Raw genomic sequence first — 20,445 nt, 5'->3', positions numbered from 1 at the left:
ACTTTGCGTAACGACGGCCACACTTACCCGGCTGTGCGGGCGCGGGCGCGAACGTCCAGGATGATGGCGTGCTCGGACTCGAACTCGTGGTCGTCCTCGGCCTCGCGCTGCTCGCCGCCGGGGTGCTCGCCCGGCGGTTCGGCGTCGCCCCGCCGGTGCCGCAGCTCGCCCTCGGCATCCTGCTCGGCTTCGCGCCGGCCCTGCGCGGTGTGTCGGTGCCGCCGGAGATCGTCCTGCTGGTCTTCCTGCCGCCGCTGCTGTACTGGGAGAGCCTGACCACCTCGCTGCGCGGCATCCGCAACTACCTGCGGGTCATCGTGCTGATGGCGACGCTGCTGGTGGTCGCGACCGCGGGCGTGGTGGCGGTGGCGGCGCACGCGCTCGGGCTGCCGTGGGGGCCGGCCTGGGCGCTGGGCGCGGCGATCGCGCCGACCGACGCCACCGCGGTCGGCATCCTGGGCCGGGCGCTGCCCCGCAGCTCGATGGTCGTGATGCGGGCGGAAAGCCTGGTCAACGACGGGACGGCGCTGGTCATCTACGGGCTTGCGGTGGGCCTCACGGTGGGCGGCGAGCACCTGAGCGTCCTGCACGTCGGCTGGCTGGTGGTGCTGTCGTACGGCGCGGGGATGCTGGCCGGCGTGATCGTGGCCTGGCTGGGCCTGTGGGTCCGGCGCCGGCTCAACGACCCGCTGCTGGAGAACGTGTCGGTGGTGGTCATCCCGTTCGCCGCGTACCTGCTGGCCGAGGCGGCGCACGCGTCCGGGGTGCTGGCCGTGGTGGTGGCCGGGCTGATCATCAGTCAGGCCGGGCCGCGGGTCGGGCACGCCGGCACCCGGCAGCAGACCACGGCGTTCTGGAACCTCGCGACCTACCTGATCAACGGTGCTCTCTTCGTGCTGATCGGGCTCGAGGTGCAGTCCTCGGTCCGGGGGCTGACCAGCATCGCGCTGACCAAGGGCCTGATCGCGGTCGGGGTCGTCTCCGCGGTGGTGGTCGGCGTCCGCTTCCTGTGGCTGTTCACCACGCCGTACATCATCCGGGCCCTGGACCGGCGGCCGCAGCAACGGGCCCGGCGCTCCAGCGCGCGCGCCCGGGTGGTCAACGGCGTGGCCGGATTCCGGGGCGCGGTGTCGCTGGCCGCGGCCCTGGCGTTACCGACCACTGTCGACTCCGGCGCCCCGTTCCCGGGCCGCGACGAGATCATCTTCATCACCACCGGGGTGATCGTGGTGACGCTCGTCGGCCAGGCCCTGCTGCTGCCCATGGTGATCCGGTGGGCGCGGTTCCCGCGCGACGACTCGGACGACCGGGAGAGGCGGCTGGCCGACGAGACCGCCAGCGAGGAGGCGCTCAAGGCGTTGCCCGACCTCGCCGCGAGCCTCGAGGTCGACCAGGAGGTGGTCGACCGGATCCAGCACGAGTTCGAACGGCACGTGCACGTGCTGCACGCGGGCGGCGACCAGCTCGACGACGAGGACGAGGACGCGGCCCGCCACGACCGCCAGTACACCGCGCTCAGCCGCGCCACGCTCGACCACAAGCGGGCGACGGTGATCCGGCTGCGGGACGAGGGCGCGATCGACGACTCCGTGATGCGCGCGATCCAGACCCGCCTGGACGCCGAGGAGGTACGCCTGCAACGCCGCACCGTCACCGACTGAACCATCACACGCGCCGCCCGTTGAGGTCCGGTAGAGGGTGACCGGCTTCGATTCAAGGGAGAACGCATGGGCGACACCGGCTGGGGACGCGACGGATGGGCCGTCGCGGCGGGTGAGGGCGAGATGATCGAGCTCGGCGGGCCGCACCGGCCGGAGATCCTGGTGCGCGGCGCCGACGTGGACGGCGCGCTGGGCGCCTTCGTGTTCCACCACGACGTCATCACCGAGAACCCGCCGCACGCCCACCACGACTTCATGAAGATCGCCTACGTCCTGGAAGGCACGTACGACTTCCGGGTGGGCGACGCGGAGTTCTCCGGCGGGCCCGGCACGATCGTGGTCGTACCGCGCGGCTCCTACCACACGTTCGTCACCGCGACCGGCGGCAAGATGCTGTTCGTCAGCTCGCCGGCCGGTAACGAGGAGCTGTTCGCCGAGCTGGGCCGGCTCGGGCCGAGCCCGAGCCGGGAGGATCTGGACAAGGTCGACGAGCGGTTCGCGACCGACCGCCTGCCCGGCGAACAAGGCCGGCCCTGGCGGCAGTTGCGGCACGGACCCGATCAGGCCTGGTAGGGCGGGGGCCGCGGGCCCGGGCCGCTCAGGCCGGTTCCGGGACCTCGTCCGGGTCCGGCGCGGACGGCTCGGGCTCCACCGGGGTGGGTTCCATCGGCGGTGGCGGGAGCGGATCCGGCGCGTCGGGTTCCAGTTCACCCGGGTCGTCCGGAATGGGCGCGCCGGGGTCCAGTGGTGGGTAACGGTCGGGATCGGGCGTTATGCGCATCGTGCCTTAGTCTCCTTAGCCAAACAGCTCAAGATCAGCGAATTACCCCCGGGGCGGCTCGGATAACCGGGTGGCTGCTGCGCGTGTCGATCCGAGCGACGGTAGCGCGGATGCCCTCACCCGATGGTGTGATCTGGGACAAACTGGACGCGTTAATCCGGTAGCCGGGGCGCGGTAACATTTGCGGGCACTTGAGGCGCTGATGGGGAGTGCCTGATCACTCCGTTGGCGGCATCCCGGCGGAGGAGAAACCCATGACGTACCGGCCCGTGCCGGCCCAGGTCGACCTGCCCGAGGTCGACCACGAGGTGCTCGAGTTCTGGCGGTCCGCGGACGTCTTCGCGCGCAGCCTCGAGCAGTCGCGCGGCCGTCCCGAGTGGGTGTTCTACGAGGGCCCGCCCACCGCCAACGGCATGCCCGGCGCGCACCACATCGAGGCCCGCGTCTTCAAGGACGTCTTCCCGCGCTACCGCACGATGAAGGGCTACCACGTGGCCCGCAAGGCCGGGTGGGACTGCCACGGCCTGCCGGTCGAGCTGGCCGTCGAACGCGAGCTCGGCTTCGGCGGCAAACCCGACATCGAGGCGTACGGGATCGCCCGGTTCAACGACCGTTGCCGCGAGTCGGTGACCCGGCACACCGACGCGTTCGCCGAGCTCACCGAACGGATGGGCTACTGGGTCGACCTCACCGACGCGTACTGGACGATGGACCCGGAATACATCGACTCGGTGTGGTGGTCGCTCAAGCAGATTTTCGGCAAGGGGCTGCTGGTCGAGGACTTCCGGGTCGCGCCGTGGTGCCCGCGCGACCAGACCACGCTGTCGGATCACGAGCTCGCGCAGGGCTACGAGACAGACGTCGACCCTTCCGTGTACGTCCGTTTCCCGCTCACCGGGGGGCCGCTGGACGGGCGGGCCTCGCTGCTGGTGTGGACGACCACGCCGTGGACGCTGGTGTCGAACACGGCCGTGGCGGTGCACCCCTCGGTCACCTACGTCGTGGCGACCGACGGGAACGAGCAGCTCGTGGTCGCCGAGCCGCTGCTCGGGGTGCTGGGCGAGGGATGGCGAGCGACGGGGGAGGCGTACGAGGGAAGGCAGTTGGAACGCTGGACCTATCGGCCGCCGTTCCAGCTCGTCGACGTGCCGGACGCGCACATCGTGATCCTCGCCGACTACGTGACCACCGACAGCGGCACCGGGCTGGTGCACCAGGCGCCGGCGTTCGGGGCGGACGACCTGGCCAGCACGCGGGCGTACGGGCTGCCGCTGGTCAACCCGATCCGGCGCGACGGCACGTTCACCGAAGGCGTCGCGCTGGTCGGCGGGATGTTCTTCCGCGACGCGAACCAGCCGCTGGTCGAGGCGCTGCGCGAGAGCGGGCTGCTGTTCCGGCACGAGCCGTACGAGCATCAATATCCGCACTGCTGGCGCTGCCACACGGCGCTGCTCTACTACGCGCAGCCGTCCTGGTACGTGCGGACCACTGCCGTCCGGGATCGGATGATCGCGGAGAACGAGCGGACGAACTGGCAGCCGGAGAACGTCAAGCACGGCCGGTACGGGGATTGGCTCACCAACAATGTGGACTGGGCGCTGTCGCGGAACCGGTACTGGGGGACGCCGTTGCCGATCTGGCGGTGTCCGGAGGGCCATCTGACGTGCGTCGGGTCGCGGGCCGAGCTGTCCCACCTGACAAATCAGGATTTGTCGGATTTGGATCCGCATCGGCCGTTCATCGACGACGTGACGTTCGACTGCCCGGAGTGCGGCGCCACCGCGACCCGCGTGCCGGAGGTCATCGACGCCTGGTACGACTCGGGGTCCATGCCGTTCGCGCAGTTCGGGTACCCGTTCAAGAACAAGGAGCTGTTCGAGCAGCGCTTCCCGGCGCAGTTCATCTCCGAGGCGATCGACCAGACGCGCGGCTGGTTCTACACGCTGATGGCGGTCGGCACCCTCGTCTTCGACCGCTCCCCGTACGAGAACGTGGTCGTCCTGGGCCACATCCTCGCCGAGGACGGCCGCAAGATGTCCAAGCACCTGGGCAACATCCTGGAACCGATCCCGCTGATGGAGACGCACGGCGCGGACGCGGTGCGCTGGTTCATGGCCGCCGCCGGCTCGCCCTGGTCGGCCCGGCGCGTCGGGCACAACGCGCTGCAGGAAGTGGTCCGCAAGACACTGCTCACGTATTGGAACACCGTCGCGTTCCAGGCCCTCTACGGGCGTACGGCCTCGTGGGCTCCCAGCGCCGCCGACCCCGCACCGGCGGACCGGCCGGTGCTGGACCGCTGGCTGCTCTCCGAGCTGAACACGCTGGTGGGCCGGGTGGACGCGGCGCTCGAAACGTTCGACACGCACGAGACCGGCAAGCTGCTCGCCGCGTTCGTCGACGACCTGTCCAACTGGTACGTGCGGCGCAGCCGGCGGCGGTTCTGGCGCGGCGACCCGGCGGCGCTGGCCACCCTGCACGAGGTGCTGCGGACGGTGACGCTGCTGATGGCGCCGATCACCCCGTTCGTGACCGAGCGGGTCTGGCAGGACCTGGTCGTCCCGGTGGACCCGGACGCGGCGCCGTCGGTGCACCTGGCGTCGTTCCCGGTGGCCGACCCCTCGCTGATCGACCCCGGCCTGTCGTCGCGGATGGCGGTCGTGCGCCGGCTCGTGGAGCTGGGCCGGGCGGCTCGGGCCGAGTCCGGGATGAAGGTGCGCCAGCCGCTGTCGCGGGCGCTCGCCTCGGCGCCCGGATTCGTGTCGCTGGAGCCTTCCCTGCTCGCGGAAGTGGCGGCGGAGCTCAACGTCGGCACGGTCGAGGCGCTGGCCGGCTCGTTCGTCGACACCACCGCCAAGGCCAACTTCCGCACGCTCGGCAAGCGCCTCGGCAAGGACGTGCAGCGGGTCGCGAAGGCGATCGCCGCCGCCGACGCCGCCGCACTGAAGGAGTCGCTGGCGGCAGACGGCTCGGCGACCGTCGACGGGATCACGCTCGGGCCGGACGAAGTGATCATCACGGAGACGCCGCGCGAGGGGTGGGCGGTCGCGTCCGACGCCGGCGCCACCATCGCGCTCGACCTGCACCTGACCGACTCGCTGAAACGGGCCGGCCTGGCCCGCGACGCCATCCGCCAGATCCAGGAGGCGCGCAAGACCAGCGGCCTGGAGGTGTCCGACCGGATCCGGGTGCGCTACCAGGGGCTGGACGAGGCCCTCGCGGAACACCGTGATCTGGTGGCGGACGAGGTGCTGGCGACATCGTTCGAGGCGGGGACGCCGGACTGGCCCGACGCGCGGGCATTTAGGGATGAAACGCTCGACTTTACCTTCTGGCTCAGCCCGTCCACAGCGGACTGACGAAAAGTGAGACTCAAATCAACGGTCATATGTGCATGAGTAGAAGTAATGTCTGGTCGTGCCATTGAAAGCTGACCTGACCAGCGCAGATCTAATCGAGATCCGGCAGTCCGCCCTCGGCGCCGCCGACCCGCTCGGCGTCGCGGCCGAGCTGGCCCACGCGGTGGACGCCGGTGGGCTGGCCGACCCGGACGACGCCGGGTACGCGCTCACCCTCGCCGCCGAGATCGCCGAGAGCCGCAACAAGGCCGACGCCGCCGAGCGGTACGTGGAGCACGCCATCGAGGCGTTCGGGACGCGCGACGACGGCCGCGCCGGTCCCGCCCACGCGCTGCACGCCCGGCTGCTGTTCCGGGCCGGCCGCGGCGACGAGGCGGTCGCCGAGCTCGAGCCGCTGCGCCCGCTGCTGACGAAGGACTCGGACGCCGCCGCGTACATCAGCGCCGCGCTGGCCGTCGGCGGGCGCACCCAGCTCGCCGAGGAGTGGCTGAGCGACGCGGTGCGGTCCGCGATGGCCGAGCGCACCGCGGAGCCGACCAGCGCGGACGACGCCGGGACGCTGTTCTTCCTGCTGCAGCAGCGGCACCGCATCCGGCACCTGCTGGACATGCCGCACGACCAGCACGACAACCTGGCCGACCGGCTGGAGACGCGGCTCGCCAACGCCGCCGCGCGCGACACCGCGCCGGCCGACGACCTGCTGTTCTTCCCGCAGGCCGAGTTCGACCGCCTTCTCGAGCAGTGGCCGAGCCTCGCCGGGCCGTACGGCGCGAACTGGGACGAGCACCGCGCCCACCTGGAGAAGGAGATGGTCCGGCTGACCGGCACCGGGCGCACCGGGCTGACGCTGCTGCCCGGCACCGTCGACGGGCTGACCCGCTTCGCCGGCGCCGACGGCGACCCGACCGACGCGCAGGTCCGCGGCGGGTACGCCGGTCAGGTGGCGACCGGTCCCGGCCAGATCAACTGGCCGCCGGAGCGTAACGGCGCGTGCTGGTGCGGGTCCGGTCTCAAGTACAAGAAGTGCTGCCTGCCGCGCTCGCGGGGCTGAACCGGTATCAGGTCGCCGTCTATCTCGGTGCGATCGCGGCGGGTGCCGCGATCGGCCGGGCGGCTCCGGAGGCCGGGCCGGGTTTCTCGCACGCGATCAACCCGGTGCTGGCGGCCCTGCTCTACGTGACGTTCCTGCAGGTGCCGGCGCGGGAACTGGCGCGGTCGCTGCGGGACGGGCGGTTTCTGGGCGCGGCCCTGGTGGTCAACTTCGTGGTGGTGCCGCTCGTGGTCGCGGCGATGGTCCCGTTCTTACCGGGGGACTCGTCGACGCGTACCGGCGTACTGCTGGTGTTGCTGTGTCCTTGCGTGGATTACGTGATCGTGTTCAGCGGTCTGGCCGGCGCGGACAACCGGCGGCTGCTGGCCGCCACGCCGTTGCTGCTGATCGTGCAGATGGCGCTGCTGCCGGTGTTTCTCGGCGGCAGCACCGGGCCGCTGGCGCGTGCGTTCCTGACGCTTATCGTGATTCCGCTGGCGCTCGCCTGGGCCACGCATAAATGGGCGCGGCGGCTGGACGTGCTGTCCGTGCCGCTGATGGCGGCGACCCTGCTCGTGGTGGTCGCGTCCCAGATCGCGCGGATCTCGTTCGCCGAGGTGGCCGCGGTGGTGCCGTGCTACGTGCTGTTCCTGGTGGTCATGGCGTTCGCGGGGCTGGGGGTCGCGCGGCTGTTCCGCCTCGACGTGCCGGCCGGGCGGGCGGTGGTGTTCACCGGGGCGACCCGCAACTCGCTGGTGGTGCTGCCGCTGGCTCTGGCGCTGTCGCCGATCGTGGCCGCGGTGGTCGTCACCCAGACGCTGGTGGAGGTGCTGGGCATGCTCGCCTATGTGCGGTTGGTGCCGCGCCTGGTCCGGTAGCCTCGGCCGGTGTTCTCTCCTCAAGGCCCGTCGCTGCGTGAGCTGTGCGTCCAGGCGCTGTCCTCGGTCGAGCGGGGTTACGACCTGCTGGCCCCCAAATTCGACCACACCCCCTTCCGTACGCCGGTGAATGTCCTCGACGCGACCGCCGGCGCCCTGGACGGGCCGTTCGAGTCGGGGCTGGACGTGTGCTGCGGAACGGGCGCGGGGCTGATGGTCTTGCAGCGCCTCTGCCGGGGGCCGATCACCGGGGTGGACTTCAGTGCCGGGATGCTCGCGGAGGCTTCCCGTGCTTTTCCGGATGCCACTCTCGTGCGCGCGGATGCCCGGGCCTTACCGTTCTCGTCGTCGTTCGACCTGGCGGTCAGCTTCGGCGCGCTCGGGCATTTCCTGCCTTCCGAGCGGCCCGCGGTGTTCGACGGCGTCTATCGGGCGCTGCGGCCCGGTGGCGTGTTCGCCATGCCGCTGGGGGAGCCGGCCGGCCTGACGTCGGTCTCGTACTGGACGCTGCTCGGCTTCGACGTGGTCATGCGGGTGCGCAACGCGGTGTGGCGGCCGCCGTTCGTCATGTACTACCGCACCAGCCCGGTGCGGGCGGTGCGCGACGACCTGACGGCGGCCGGGTTCGCGGTGGACGCCGTCCGGCTGGCGGATCGGTTGACGCTGGTGCTGGCCCGCAAGCCCTAGAGTTTCCGCGCTACTCCGCCGTACATGTGCACGTGCTCGTCCGGCAGCGCGCGGGCGGCCTCGTCCGGGCGCCAGCGGTGCACCAGCACCACACCCGGGTCGATCAGCTCGAAGCCGCGGAACAACTTGCGCACCGCGGCCCGGTCGCGCGCGATCTCGTCGATGCCCTTGGCCACGTACGCGGCGACACCGGCGTTGACCTCCTCCGGCGCGCTGTCCGCGGTGACCGTCGAGATCGCCAGGACACTGCCGGACGGCAGCGGCGCCATCAACCGATCGATGATCTCGTACGCCTCGGCCTCGTCCACGACGAACTGCAGGATCGCGATCAGGCTCAACGCGACCGGCCGGCTCAGGTCGAAGGTCTCCAGGAACTGGGCCGAGCTGATGATCGCCTGCGGGTCGCGCAGGTTCGCGTCGAGGTATGCCGTCTGGCCCTGCGGTGAGCTGGTCAGCAGCGCGCGGGCGTGGGACAGCACGATCGGGTCGTTGTCCACGTAGACCACCCGGGACTCGGGCGCGACCGACTGCACCACCTCGTGCAGGTTGGGTGAGGTCGGCAGGCCGGCGCCGATGTCCAGGAACTGGCGGATGCCCAGCTCCGCGGCGATGAACCGGGCCTGACGGGCCATGTAGGACCGGTTGGCGCGCATCGAGATGGCCAGGTGCGGCCAGCCCTTCGTGATGTGCGTGGCCGCGTCCCGGTCGGCCGCGAAATTGTCCTTGCCGCCGAGCAGATGGTCGTAGATGCGGGCGGAGTGGGCGACACCCGTGTTCAACTCAACCGGATTCACGGCGCGCAGCCTACTCCAGTTTGATCAACTGGTCGTCATCACCGTACGAAGGGATCACCGACATGGCGAAGGTCATCTCCACCCTGTTCATCTCGGCCGACGGGGTCGCCGAGATCGACCCGGACTGGCACTTTCCGTACTTCGACGAGAACATGGGCCGGGCCGTCAGCGAGGACTACGCGACGGCCGACGTGCTGCTGATCGGGCGGGAGACGTACGACAGTTTCGCCGGTGCCTGGCCGGAGCGCGAGGGGGCGGGCGAGGACGACGCGGCGATGGGCACCTTGCTGGGCGACATCCGGAAGGTGGTGGTGTCGCGGCAGCCGCTGGAGTTCTCCTGGCGTAACTCTGAGTTGATCTCCGGTGACCTGGTGGCCGCTGTTCGGGCGCTCAAGGCCGATCCCGGGGTCAAGGGGATTCTCGTTCCGGGGTCGATCTCGGTGGTGCAGCAGTTGCTGGCCGCCGGGCTGGTCGACGAGATCCGGCTGTTGGTGCATCCGGTGGCGGCGCGTAAAGGGCGCAAGCTGTTCGACGAGGGTGGGGTGCCTTATCACCTGACCGTGGTCGCGTCCGAAGTCTTTCCTACCGGGGTTATCCGGGTCATCTACGCGCCCGCTGAGGTGCCCGCGAAGGTTGGTTACGACGACGTCAAGGACCGGGTGCCCGGGAAGGAGTAGGGAACCTCGGGGGCGTTGGCGGTGTCCACCCGGCATGAGGATTCTCGCCGTTCTTCTTGCCGGTCTTCTTCCCTTTGGGTGCACAGCCACGCCGCCCCCGGCCTCGGCGGCCGCCTGTGGTTCGCCCGTCAGCACCGATGCGCTGCCGACGTGGGCCCGGACCGGGTTCAGCTGGGACGGCAGCGGCATGCAGCATGTCTTCGGTGCACGCGGCGAGATCGTGGCCATTCTGTTCGGCGCCCCGCTGCGCAGCCCGTCGCCGCCGGACCACGGCAACAAGATCCTCTGGGTCTCCCGCCAGCCCGTCGAACTGGGCGACCGGCTGGAGATCAGCGGCGTGCTCGCCGGCACCGGACTGCGGGCCGCCCAGACGGTTCAGGGCGGTCCCGGGCCGTCCATCGTCGACCTGCCCAAGCCCGGCTGCTGGCGATTCACCCTGTCGTGGTCCGGCCGCACCGACACGCTGGATCTGGTCTACGCCCCTTAGAAAAGCTTGAGTACGGCGGCCACGGCGGCGGCGACCGGGGCCGTCACCTCGGCGACCTTCTTCGCCACCTCGACGATGCCGGTGCCCAGCGCGCGCAGGGTGACTTTGTTGGGCTGCTCCTTGCCGGCCTCCGCGGTGAAGCTCGCCAGCGTCTCGGCCACCTCGCCGGCCTCCTCCGGGGCGGTGGCGCGCAGCCGGCCCACCAGGTCGGCCACCTGCTCGTGCAGCTCCGCGACCAGATGCCGCAGCTGCTCGTCCGGCCCCCGCGCGGCGAAGCTGTTGAAACTGTTCTCCATCTTCTCCGCGTACACGGTGCCGGCGACCGGCCCGTAGAACTGACCGCTGAAAATCTGCTCACCCACGTGCACCACCCGCCCCGAGACGTTGAACGTGGGCCGCCGCGCCTCCCGCCGCGCGAGAAACCGCTCGGCCCGCTCCCGCACCTGCCTGCGCATCCCGTCCAGCCGCTCCCGGCGCCGAATGTCGATGGTGGCCCGCCTCGTATCGGTGACCGCGTCGAGCGCCTTCCGCATCGAGGCGCAGTCCACACCCCGATACGTGTCCCGGTTGATGATCTTGATTCCCTCATTCACGTACGCCTCGAACCGGTCACCGTCCGGCGTCCGCGGCCGATAGCTCAACGCGCCGGTAGCGGCCCAGTGCAGCACCCGGTCGACGCTCTCCTCCTGCGCGTGCTGCCGCAGGATCGCCAGCCGCGCGTTGCGCCAGTCATCCCGCTTGGCGTCCGGCAGATACCAGGTCTCCACCCCGCCGTACCTGGTCCGCGTGGTACCCAGCCGCAGCGGCCGCCCGCGGGCGATCGCGTTCCCGGCCTCGACCACCCCGTCCGGCGGCTCGGTCGCCCAGAAGTCGTCCTCCACCACCACGACGGGGTCACCGGCACCGACGAGCGTGCCGGCCGGCGCACACCCGTGCCGCGTCGAGGCGGCCGCGTAGCGCCGGGCAACGTACGGCCCGATGAGCGCCAGCTCCTTGGCTGACCCGCCGGGCACGACGGCCGGCAGCGCCAGCAGGCCGGCGACGACCTCTTCGGCGGGCACCTTCCGCTGCCAGCCTACGGTGATCTCGAAGCCGATCTCGAGCCGCAGCGTGGCCTCGCCGTCGCTGAACAGCCGGCGGAACCGGCAGCTCACCATCCAGCGGCCACCGTTGCGCCCGACGAAGTGCCGGCGCTGCAGCGACGGCAGTTGCACCGCACGGCGCGCGTACGCGAAGACGGCCTCGTCGGTCCACTCGGCGCTGGTCTCGGCGCGCCGGTACGCCAGCCGGCCGAACCCGCGCACGAAATCCCGGTGCGCCACGAACCGGGACAGCTGCGGCGCACCCCAGTCCGGCCGGTTGACCAGCCCGGCGGCGCTCGTGAACACGCGGCCGTCCACGAGCGGAAACTGAATGACAACGAACATGGTGTGGCGACCCCGTGACTCGACTGGCCAAGCACGCTGGGGCTATAGAGGGAGACCAGAACGACAGTCGGAAGCCGCCGCCCCAGCCGCATCCCACGATAGCCGCCCGCCGCCCCACGAATTGTTAGATCAACGACAGCAGCGCGCTCCGGCGACCGTCCTTTTCGACTGTCGAAGTTGGTCAATCACTCACCGCTTCTCTCGCCATCGTCCGGCATGCCCGTCGCGCGCCCAGTTCCCCTCACACGCCCTAGCGCGCCCGCGTCCTTGCTTGGTCGCAGTTCCCCACACCGTCGGCAGCCCTGTTCCGGTTCGGGCGGCAACGACGTCAGTGACGTTGCAGATCCCCACGCCGTGACCGGCCCTTCGCAGGTGTGGGCGGTCGCGACGGTTCGGGAGGTCGCAGCCGCCCACACTGCGGCCGGGCCCACCGCGTGTGGGCAGTCGCGACGTTCGGGGCGTTGCGGATCCCCACAGTGTTGCTTGCCTGTCCGGGGTGTGGGTGGTTGTGGCGGTGGGGGCGTTGTGGATCCCCACAGTGTTGCTTGCCTGTCCGGGGTGTGGGTGGTTGTGGCGGTGGGGGCGTTGTGGATCCCCACAGTGTCGCTTGCCTGTCCGGGGTGTGGGTGGTTGTGGCGGTGGGGGCGTTGTGGATCCCCACAGTGTCGCTTGCCTGCCCGGGGTGTGGGTGGTCGCGGCGTTCGGGGCGTTGCGGATCCCCACAGCGGTGGCCCGCGCAGGGTCGCGACGGTGCGCAGGGTCGCCGCGGTGCGCAGGGTCGCCGCGGTGCGCAGGGTCGCCGCGGAAGGTGCCGGGTCCAGCCATGGCGGGCGGAAGGGGGACGGGCGGGGTGAGGGTGCCGTCGGCAGCTGCGCCCGGTGGGCGCGGCACCGGGCGTAACGGTGCAGGGAGGTCGCGGCGGCAGCCGCCGGAGGCGGGGGACCGGCTGGTGCGGTTGGGGGCTCGCGGCGGCGTACCGGATAGGGTGGGGATTCGTTTTTAAGGGCATGCGGATTGAACTGCTCGGGCCCTCGGCGGTGGGGAAGACCACCCTCCTGGACGCGGTGCTGGCGCGGGGGAACGTGCGGGGCTGGCTCGGCCCGGCCGACGTCGAGACCGCGCCGGGCTCCTCCGAGCTGCGGGCGGCGATGGACGAGCCGGGCATGCGCGCGTTCGTGCGGCTCTGTGTGGACACCGCTGCCGAGGCGGACGTCGCGCCGTCGCAGGTGCTGGCGATGCTGATGAAGCTGCGGAAGTCCTGCTTCGACACCCGGTACGTGGCGGGGCTGGACGCGCCGGTCGTGCACGACGAGCTGCTGCTGCACCGGGCGTTCAGCCTGCTGCCGCGGGCGGCGGATCCGGAGCGGGCGGGGCGGGACTTCTTCAAGCTGGTGCCGGTGCCGGAGGCGGCGGTCGTGGTGCGGGCGGACGCGGCGACGATTCTCGAGCGGATCAAGGGGCGGGGGACGGTCCCCAACGTCTATCACGGGCTGGGGGACGCGGCGCTGCGGGCGACCGTGCAGCGCGGTGTGGAGCTCGCGGACCTCGCCGCCGGCGCGCTGCGGGCCCGGGACGTGCCGGTGCTGGTGCTGGAAAGCGGGGATAAGGGCGTCGAGGAGCTGGAGGAGTTCATCGTGGCGCACACACCCGGCGACATCCGGACGCGGCTGCGGGGGGCGTCGGGCTCGTTCCGGAAGAAGGACGGGCGGCACGAGCTGCGGACGAAGAACGTGATGTACTGCGCGTTCAGCACGCCGGGGTTCACGGTCGCGCCGGGTGAGGCGCAGCGCGACGCCGCGAAACGCGTGGCGCACTTCGGGCTCACCGCGGACAACGTGGCCGGAAAATCGGTGCTGGACCTCGGGTCGAACGCGGGCGCGATGCTGTTCCAGCTGTCCAACTTCGCGCCGCGCGACGGGCTGGGCATCGAGTATGACCGGGACAAGGTGGACCTCGCCAACGAGATCGCGGCGCACGCGGCCATCAAAAAAGTGCGCTTCGAGCAGGGCGACCTCGACAAGCTGGCGGCGGCGGACATCGGCGTGCACGACATCGTGCTGGCGCTGGCCATCGAGGGGCACGTCAACGATCCGGAACGGCTGTACCGGCTGCTCGGGCAGGTGACCGGGGAGCTGCTGTGCTTCGAGGGAAACAGCAACTGCGACATGGCGGCGGCGCGCCGGCATCTCAAGGCGGCGGGATTCACCAGCATGGTCGATCTGGGGTTCTGCGACGACGACCGGGATCCGCGCAACAACCGGCGGCCGCAACTGCTCGCCCGCAAGCGGCGTTCGTTCTTCAAGCGCTGACGGTATCCCCCGACCGGCTGAACGCGCACCGCCGCCTCGGCTCGTTGTGCGCCCGCACGCTGCGACAATAGTGTCAATGAGGTGAACCCGCCGGCGATAGTAGCGGTCCACGACGACGGCGCGGCTCTGCGTGATCTCGAACGGGAGCTGCGGGAGCGCTATGAGCGCCATTACCGGATCATCGCGCTGGCCTCGCCTGACGAGGCGTACGCGACGCTCGAGGAGCTGGCGGTCGCCGGGGACGAGGTGGCGGCCGTGCTGTCCGCGATCACCGGCATTCCGGTGCTGGAGGCGGCCCGGCGCTCGCATCCGCACGCCAAGCGCGGCCTGGTGATCGCCTGGGGTGACTGGGGCAACCCGGAGATCGGGGCGGCGATCTTCGAATCGATGGCGCGCGGGCTCATCGACCACTACATGCTGGAGCCGTCCGAGCCGCCGGACGAGGCTTTCCACCACGAGGTGTCGAGCCTGCTGCTCGGCTGGGCGGAGGCGACCCGCGCCCTGCCGTACATGGTGCACATCGTCGGCGAGGAATGGTCCGGACGGGCGTACGAGCTGCGCAAGGCCCTGGCGAACTGTGCCCTGCCGCATTCGTTCTGCCTGGCCGACTCGGACGAGGGGCGCGCCCTGCTGAAGGACACCGGCCACCACAGCCGGCTGCCGGTGGTGATCTTCCCGAACGGCAAGGTGCTGACCAATCCGAGCGACTCCGACGTCGCGCGCGCCGCCGGTTCCGCGGTGAACCCCGCGAAGATCGACTACGACCTCGTGATCATCGGGGCCGGTCCGGCGGGTCTGTCGGCGGCGGTCTACGGTGCGTCGGAGGGCTTCAGCACGCTCGTCGTCGACCAGGGCGGCGTCGGCGGGCAGGCCACCTCCAGCTCGATGATCCGCAACTATCTGGGCTTTCCGCGCGGCGTGAGCGGTCGCCGGCTGGCCCAGCGCGCGTACGACCAGGCCTGGATCTTCGGGGCCCAGTTCGCGTTCATGCAGCGGGCGACCGACCTGCGCCGCGACGGCGACAAGCTCGCCCTGACCCTGTCCGGCAGCGGCACCGTGCGCGCCCGGGCGGTCCTGCTGACCATGGGCGCGAGCTACCGCCGGGTGGACGTGCCCTCGCTGGAGGCGTTGAACGGCGCCGGCGTCTTCTACGGCGGCCCGACCTCGGAGGCGCCCGCGATGGCCGGCCGTGACGTGTTCGTGCTCGGCGGCGCCAACTCGGCCGGGCAGGCCGCGCTCTACCTGGCCCAGTACGCGAAGAGCGTCACCCTCGTGGTGCGCGCGGATTCGCTGGCCGCGGGCATGTCGCACTACCTGATCCGCGAGGTCGAGCTGACCCCGAACGTGCACGTGCGAACGTCCACCGAGATCGTCGGCGGGGGCGGCGACGGCGTGCTCGACCACCTCGTGCTGCGCGAGTCCGGCGTCGAGGAGACGGTGGACGCCGCCGGCCTGTTCATCATGATCGGCGCCCACCCGTACACCGAATGGCTCCCGCCCGAGATCGACCGCGACGAGCAGGGTTTCCTGGTCACCGGCCGCAACAGCGCGCTGTTCCTGGAGACCAGCATGCCGGGGGTGCTCGCGGCCGGCGACATCCGGCACGGCTCGGTCAAGCGCGTCGCCTCCGCGGTCGGCGAGGGCTCGGTCGCGATCCAGCTCCTGCATCAGCTCTTCGAGGCCGACCGCATCCAACCCCAAGGCCGCCCCGGTACGCCTTAGCCGAGCCCCCACCCGCACCACCTCGAACCCCGCCTCCGGCGGCTGCCGCCGCGATCGCCGCGTGCCGTCACGCCTTTGCCGCGCGTGCCGGGCTGAGCGCGGATCCCCGAAAACATTTCGGCGAGGCGTTCCGCCCTCACGTCGTGATCACGCACCGTAAGCAGGAAAGATGGACCGTTGACATGGCCTTGATGCGCTGGAAACATCCCCGAAAAGGTTTTCGGAAGTTGCGTACCCTCCCCTCAGGAAGGAAAGGCCTCCGTGTCCGACGAGGTGCAATTCAACCGACGTCAACTCCTTCAGGCATCCGCTCTCACCGCCGCTGCGGCGGGTGGCGCGGCGGTCGGGTCCGCGGCCGGCGCCGGGCCCGTCGCCGCTTCGCCCGCTGCCGTCGCCGTCCCGAACATTTCCGACATATCGGATATCGGGCCTGGTGCTACCGCGCCGGTCCGGCCGTTCCCGCTCACCGACGTACGGCTGGGCAACGGCCTGTTCCAGGAGAAGCGCGACCGCATGAAGGCGTTCCTGCGCCAGTACGACGAGCGGCGCTTCCTGGTGATGTTCAACAACCAGGCGGGACGGCCCAACCCGGCGGGCGTGGCCGTGCCGGGCGGCTGGGAGGACGGCGGACTGCTCAGCGGGCACTGGACCGGGCACTACCTGTCGGCGCTCGCACAGGCGTACGCGGACCAGGGTGAAGCGGCGTACAAGACCAAGCTGGACTGGATGGTCAACGAGCTCGCGGCTTGTCAGGCGGCCATCACCGCGCGGATGTCGAGTGGGCCGGGCGGTGGCGATGACGAGCCGGAACCGGAGATCGGCCGGGTCGCCGGCAAGTCCGGCAACGCGTTACGGCTCAACGGCGGCAGCAAGGCGCAGTACGTCACGCTGCCGCAGGAGACGATCAACCAGCTCACCGACTTCACGATGGCGACCTGGATCAACCTGGGGTCGGCGCAGAGCTGGAGCCGGCTGTTCGACTTCGGGCAGAACACGACGGTCAACATGTTCCTGACGCCGCGCGCCGGGGTCACCGGCAACACGCCGCGGTTCGCCATCACCACCGGCGGATCCGGGCGCGAGCAGCAGATCAACGGCAACGCGGCGCTGCCGGTCGGCCAGTGGGTGCACCTCGCGGTGACGCTGGCCGGGGCGGTCGGCACGCTCTACGTCAACGGCGAGGTGGCCGGCACCAACACGGCGATGACGCTCAACCCGTCGAACCTCGGCAACCCCGGCAACCGCTGGCTCGGCCGCTCGCAGTACGGCGACGCGTTCCTGGACGCGACACTCGACGAGTTCCACATCTTCGACCGCGCGCTGTCGGCTGCCGAGATCGTGGCCCTGTCGTCGGGTACCGGCAGCGGCACCATCGCGGCGTACAAGTTCGACGAGGAGGGTGGCACCACGCTGGAGGACTCGTCGCCGAACGGCCGGGACGCCGGGGTCGTGGCGGCCACCAGCAGCGGGGCGGCCACCTGGGTGCCGGTCTATCCCGGCTACCTCGGCGCGCTTCCCGAGGACACGGTGCTGCGGCTCGGACCGCCCCGCTTCGCCGTGTACGGCGGGAACCTGGACACGAACACGTGGGCGCCCTGGTACACCCAGCACAAGATCATGCGAGGGTTGCTCGACGCGTACTACCACACCGGGAACACGCAGGCGCGCGACGTCGTGGTGAAGATGGCCGACTGGGCGTATCTCGCGCTGACCGTGGGGGATCCCCGGGCCGGGGCGCCGCTCACCCGCGACAACCTGAACTACATGTGGGACCTCTACATCGGCGGCGAGTTCGGCGGGGCGAACGAGGTGTTCCCGGAGATCTATGCGCTGACCGGGGACGCGAAGCACCTGTCCACCGCCAAGGCGTTCGACAACCGGGAGTCGCTGTTCGGGGCCTCTGTGGACAATCGTGACATTTTGGTGGTGACGCCGCAGAATCGACCGGGGCGGCGGCGTCCGGAACGCTTGCACGCCAACACGCACGTGCCGCAGTTCATCGGATATATGCGGGTTTTTGAGCACACGGGCGACGCGTCGTACTTCGCCGCGGCGAAGAACTTCTTCGGCATGGTGGTGCCGCACCGGATGTTCGCGCACGGCGGCACCGGCGGCAACTACCCCGGGTCGAACAACAACACCGAGCTGTTCCAGAACCGCGACAACATCGCCAACGCGATCGCGCAGGGCGGCGCCGAGACCTGCACGACGTACAACCTGATCAAGCTGGCCCGCAACCTGTTCCTGCACGAGCACGACCCGGCGTACATGGACTACTACGAGCGCGGCCTGGTCAACATGATCACCGGCTCGCGGGCGGACACCACCTCGGTCAACGACCCGCAGGTGACCTACTTCCAGCCGCTGACGCCGGGCGCGAACCGCAGCTACGGCAACACCGGAACGTGCTGCGGCGGCACCGGCATGGAGAACCACACCAAGTACCAGGAGACGATCTACTTCAAGTCGGCGGACGGCTCGGCGCTGTGGGTCAACCTGTTCCTGCCGTCCACGTTGACCTGGGCCGGCAAGGGCTTCACGATCACCCAGGAGACGTCGTTCCCGCGCTCGGACAGCACGAAGCTCACGGTCGGCGGCGACGGCCCGCTGGACATCAAGCTGCGCGTCCCCGGCTGGGTCCGGCGTGGCTACCAGGTCTCGATCAATGGTGTTCCGCAGAATATCGCCGCCACGCCGGGCAGCTATGTGACGCTGAGCCGCACGTGGACGAGCGGGGACACGATCGACATCCGGATGCCGTTCAGCATCCGCATCGAGCGGGCCATCGACCGGCCCGACACGCAGTCCATCTTCTGGGGCCCGGTGCTCCTGCAGATCCTCGGCAACCCGGGCAGCGGCTCGTACCGGTCGCTGTCGCTCTACCGGTTCCTCAAGCGCGACGGCGACTATTCCGCGGCGGCGATCACTCCCGGCAGCCCGAACGCGGCCGGCGACCCGTTCTTCACCACCGGCGGGTTCACGCTGCGGCCGTACTACATCAGCGACACCCAGGCGACCTCGTCGTACTTCCGGCGCGTCGAGCCCACCGTGGTCTTCGGCTCGGTCGACTCCGGGGTCCCCAACCGCAAACGCAACGACGGCCTGCCGAACTACGACGTCCCGGTCAACGGCATCGTGTCACCCGGCACCGACGGCCCGACTTTCCTGGACCTGCTGTGGGACCAGGCACCGTTCGCGACCCACGAGGCCTTCGTCGCGGCGGTGCGCCAGACCGCGGCACCCCTCTACACGGACACCGAGCGGGACACGATCGTCGCCGCGGCCAACCAGGCGCGCAGCGAGCTGGACCCGCCGCACACGTTCGCGGTAGAGGTGTCGGCGCGGGCGCAGTGCATCGCCGCGAACGCGTACGTCTCGGTCACCGCCCGCAACGCCGACGGGGTGCCGCTGACCATCGAACTGATCACCCCGTACGGCTCGCGGACCGTCACCGGGGTAGCACCGGGTAAGTCGGCCTACCAGTCCTTCAATTCCCGGCGCGCGGCCATCCCGGCAGGCACCGCGACGGTGAAGGTGACCGGCACGGTCAACGGCGTGACGACGACGGCGCAGTTCGAGGCACCGTTCGACGCAAGCACCTGCTGACACCCCCGGGTGGCGGCGCCAGCGGCACGCCGCCACCCGGGCCCGGCCTGGCCCCGCCACGGCGAGGCTGGTCGGCACTCGCATCGCGGCCGCCGCCCGGGCCCGGCCTGGCCCCGCCTCGGCGAGGCTGGTCGGCACCCGCATCGCGGCCGCCACCCGGGCCCGCCTTGCGTCGGCGGGGCTGGTCGGTAGCCGCATCGCGGCCGCCACCCGGGCCCCGCCTTGCCTCGGCGAGACTCCTTCCGTAGCCGCATCGCCGCCGCCACAGTGCGGACAGCACAGTCAGCTGCCACCGGCGCCCAGGACGCGGGATTGCCGCACGACGGGCCCCGAATCGCCCGGTCGACAGTCGATCAGGCTCACAATGTGGGACCTGCGTCCGTTGTGCGGGACTGGCGACCACATCGTGGCAGCGGGTCCGCAATGTGGGATCCATGTCCACTATGGAGACCGTTTCCACACCTCTTACGGCTTTTGTTCGCTCGCCTTCCACGCTGTTTCGTGGACCTTGGATACTTATGGCTCACATATGGGCGTAAGTATCCAAGGTCGCGAGAAAGCCCAGCAGGTGTAACTGTTCAGCTGGTTCCGTCGGCCGGGAGTCCCCGTGCGAGGCGACGCCGCCAGGTCCGGGCAGATCCCAGCTCCCCACAGTGGCCGCCCCACCCCCGTGTGGGGAGCCGCGACGCCGGGAAGGTTGCGGTTGCCCACACCGCAGCCACCCCCACCCCCGTGTGGGCAGTCGCGACGCCGAGGAGGTTGCGGTTGCCCACACCGCAGCCACCCCCACCCCGGTGTGGGCACCCGCCACGACCGGAAGGTCCCAGCTCCCCACACCGCAGCCACCCCCACCCAGGTGTGGGCAGCCGCCGCGACCGGAAGGTCCCGGCTCCCCACAGCGACGGTCCGCGCAGGTCCGCCGCGCAAGGTCAACTCATCGGAGCGTGAGCGGCTCGAGAAACAGCTGAACAGTTCCAGCAGGTGGTCGGAATCGCCCGCATAATGGGACGGGCGAGGCCTGCGACCAGGC

14 protein-coding genes are annotated in these 20,445 nt (G+C 70.5%); 11 read left to right on the top strand and 3 right to left on the bottom strand.

The window, feature by feature from the left end; translation table 11 throughout:
- The first annotated feature begins 68 nt into the window (after nt 1–68).
- Nucleotides 69–1,661: a Na+/H+ antiporter gene (locus HH310_RS11835; protein ID WP_169175526.1), complete on the top strand. Its 1,593-nt coding sequence runs from the start codon at nt 69–71 to the stop codon at nt 1,659–1,661.
- Between the two features lie 66 nt (nt 1,662–1,727).
- On the top strand, nt 1,728–2,234 hold the full coding sequence (locus HH310_RS11830; protein ID WP_169175525.1) for a cupin domain-containing protein: 507 nt from the start codon (nt 1,728–1,730) through the stop codon (nt 2,232–2,234).
- A 25-nt stretch (nt 2,235–2,259) separates the two neighbouring features.
- Here the strand turns inward: HH310_RS11830 and HH310_RS11825 are convergent, their stop codons facing one another.
- Nucleotides 2,260–2,442, bottom strand: coding sequence for a hypothetical protein (locus HH310_RS11825; RefSeq protein WP_169175524.1), 183 nt, complete (start codon nt 2,440–2,442; stop codon nt 2,260–2,262).
- Between the two features lie 254 nt (nt 2,443–2,696).
- Here HH310_RS11825 and ileS point away from each other — a divergent pair, with 254 nt between their 5' ends.
- Genes ileS through HH310_RS11805 form a run of 4 tightly spaced genes read left to right on the top strand, consistent with a single transcriptional unit; the run spans nt 2,697 to nt 8,393 of the window.
- Complete coding sequence (ileS, locus tag HH310_RS11820) at nt 2,697–5,798, top strand: isoleucine--tRNA ligase (protein ID WP_169175523.1); 3,102 nt, start codon at nt 2,697–2,699, stop codon at nt 5,796–5,798.
- 58 nt (nt 5,799–5,856) lie between these two features.
- Nucleotides 5,857–6,849, top strand: coding sequence for an SEC-C domain-containing protein (locus HH310_RS11815; protein ID WP_169175522.1), 993 nt, complete (start codon nt 5,857–5,859; stop codon nt 6,847–6,849).
- Nucleotides 6,822–7,706 (top strand): bile acid:sodium symporter, encoded by an 885-nt coding sequence (locus tag HH310_RS11810; RefSeq protein ID WP_312033982.1) that lies wholly within the window; start codon nt 6,822–6,824, stop codon nt 7,704–7,706. Before HH310_RS11815 ends, HH310_RS11810 begins: the two co-directional genes overlap by 28 nt.
- Before the next feature lie 9 nt (nt 7,707–7,715).
- Nucleotides 7,716–8,393, top strand: a complete 678-nt coding sequence (locus tag HH310_RS11805) for a class I SAM-dependent methyltransferase (RefSeq protein WP_169175521.1) — start codon at nt 7,716–7,718, stop codon at nt 8,391–8,393.
- Here HH310_RS11805 and HH310_RS11800 read toward each other — a convergent pair.
- Nucleotides 8,390–9,187: an SAM-dependent methyltransferase gene (locus HH310_RS11800; protein WP_169175520.1), complete on the bottom strand. Its 798-nt coding sequence runs from the start codon at nt 9,185–9,187 to the stop codon at nt 8,390–8,392. The genes HH310_RS11805 and HH310_RS11800 overlap by 4 nt on opposite strands.
- A 62-nt stretch (nt 9,188–9,249) precedes the next feature.
- On the opposite strand from HH310_RS11800, the gene HH310_RS11795 reads away from it, so the two are divergent.
- Both HH310_RS11795 and HH310_RS11790 read left to right on the top strand, forming a co-directional pair.
- Complete coding sequence (locus tag HH310_RS11795; RefSeq protein WP_169175519.1) at nt 9,250–9,864, top strand: dihydrofolate reductase family protein; 615 nt, start codon at nt 9,250–9,252, stop codon at nt 9,862–9,864.
- 34 nt (nt 9,865–9,898) lie between these two features.
- Nucleotides 9,899–10,351, top strand: a complete 453-nt coding sequence (locus tag HH310_RS11790; protein ID WP_169175518.1) for a hypothetical protein — start codon at nt 9,899–9,901, stop codon at nt 10,349–10,351.
- Here HH310_RS11790 and HH310_RS11785 read toward each other — a convergent pair.
- Nucleotides 10,348–11,778 (bottom strand): hypothetical protein, encoded by a 1,431-nt coding sequence (locus HH310_RS11785; RefSeq protein WP_169175517.1) that lies wholly within the window; start codon nt 11,776–11,778, stop codon nt 10,348–10,350. The two genes, HH310_RS11790 and HH310_RS11785, sit on opposite strands and share 4 nt — an antisense overlap.
- Before the next feature lie 1,007 nt (nt 11,779–12,785).
- On the opposite strand from HH310_RS11785, the gene HH310_RS11780 reads away from it, so the two are divergent.
- From HH310_RS11780 to HH310_RS11770, 3 genes are all read left to right on the top strand, one after another.
- Nucleotides 12,786–14,087 (top strand): methyltransferase domain-containing protein, encoded by a 1,302-nt coding sequence (locus HH310_RS11780; RefSeq protein ID WP_169175516.1) that lies wholly within the window; start codon nt 12,786–12,788, stop codon nt 14,085–14,087.
- An 81-nt stretch (nt 14,088–14,168) separates the two neighbouring features.
- Nucleotides 14,169–15,809, top strand: coding sequence for an FAD-dependent oxidoreductase (locus HH310_RS11775; protein ID WP_169175515.1), 1,641 nt, complete (start codon nt 14,169–14,171; stop codon nt 15,807–15,809).
- 261 nt (nt 15,810–16,070) lie between these two features.
- Nucleotides 16,071–19,415 carry a beta-L-arabinofuranosidase domain-containing protein gene (locus tag HH310_RS11770; protein WP_169175514.1) on the top strand — a complete coding sequence of 1,115 codons (3,345 nt, stop codon included), beginning with the start codon at nt 16,071–16,073 and terminating at the stop codon, nt 19,413–19,415.
- The last annotated feature ends 1,030 nt before the right edge of the window (nt 19,416–20,445 follow it).

Origin of the sequence: Actinoplanes sp. TBRC 11911 (assembly GCF_012933445.1) — a bacterium.
In the GTDB taxonomy this organism is placed as follows: domain Bacteria; phylum Actinomycetota; class Actinomycetes; order Mycobacteriales; family Micromonosporaceae; genus Actinoplanes.
This window is presented reverse-complemented; position numbering and strand designations above follow the sequence as displayed.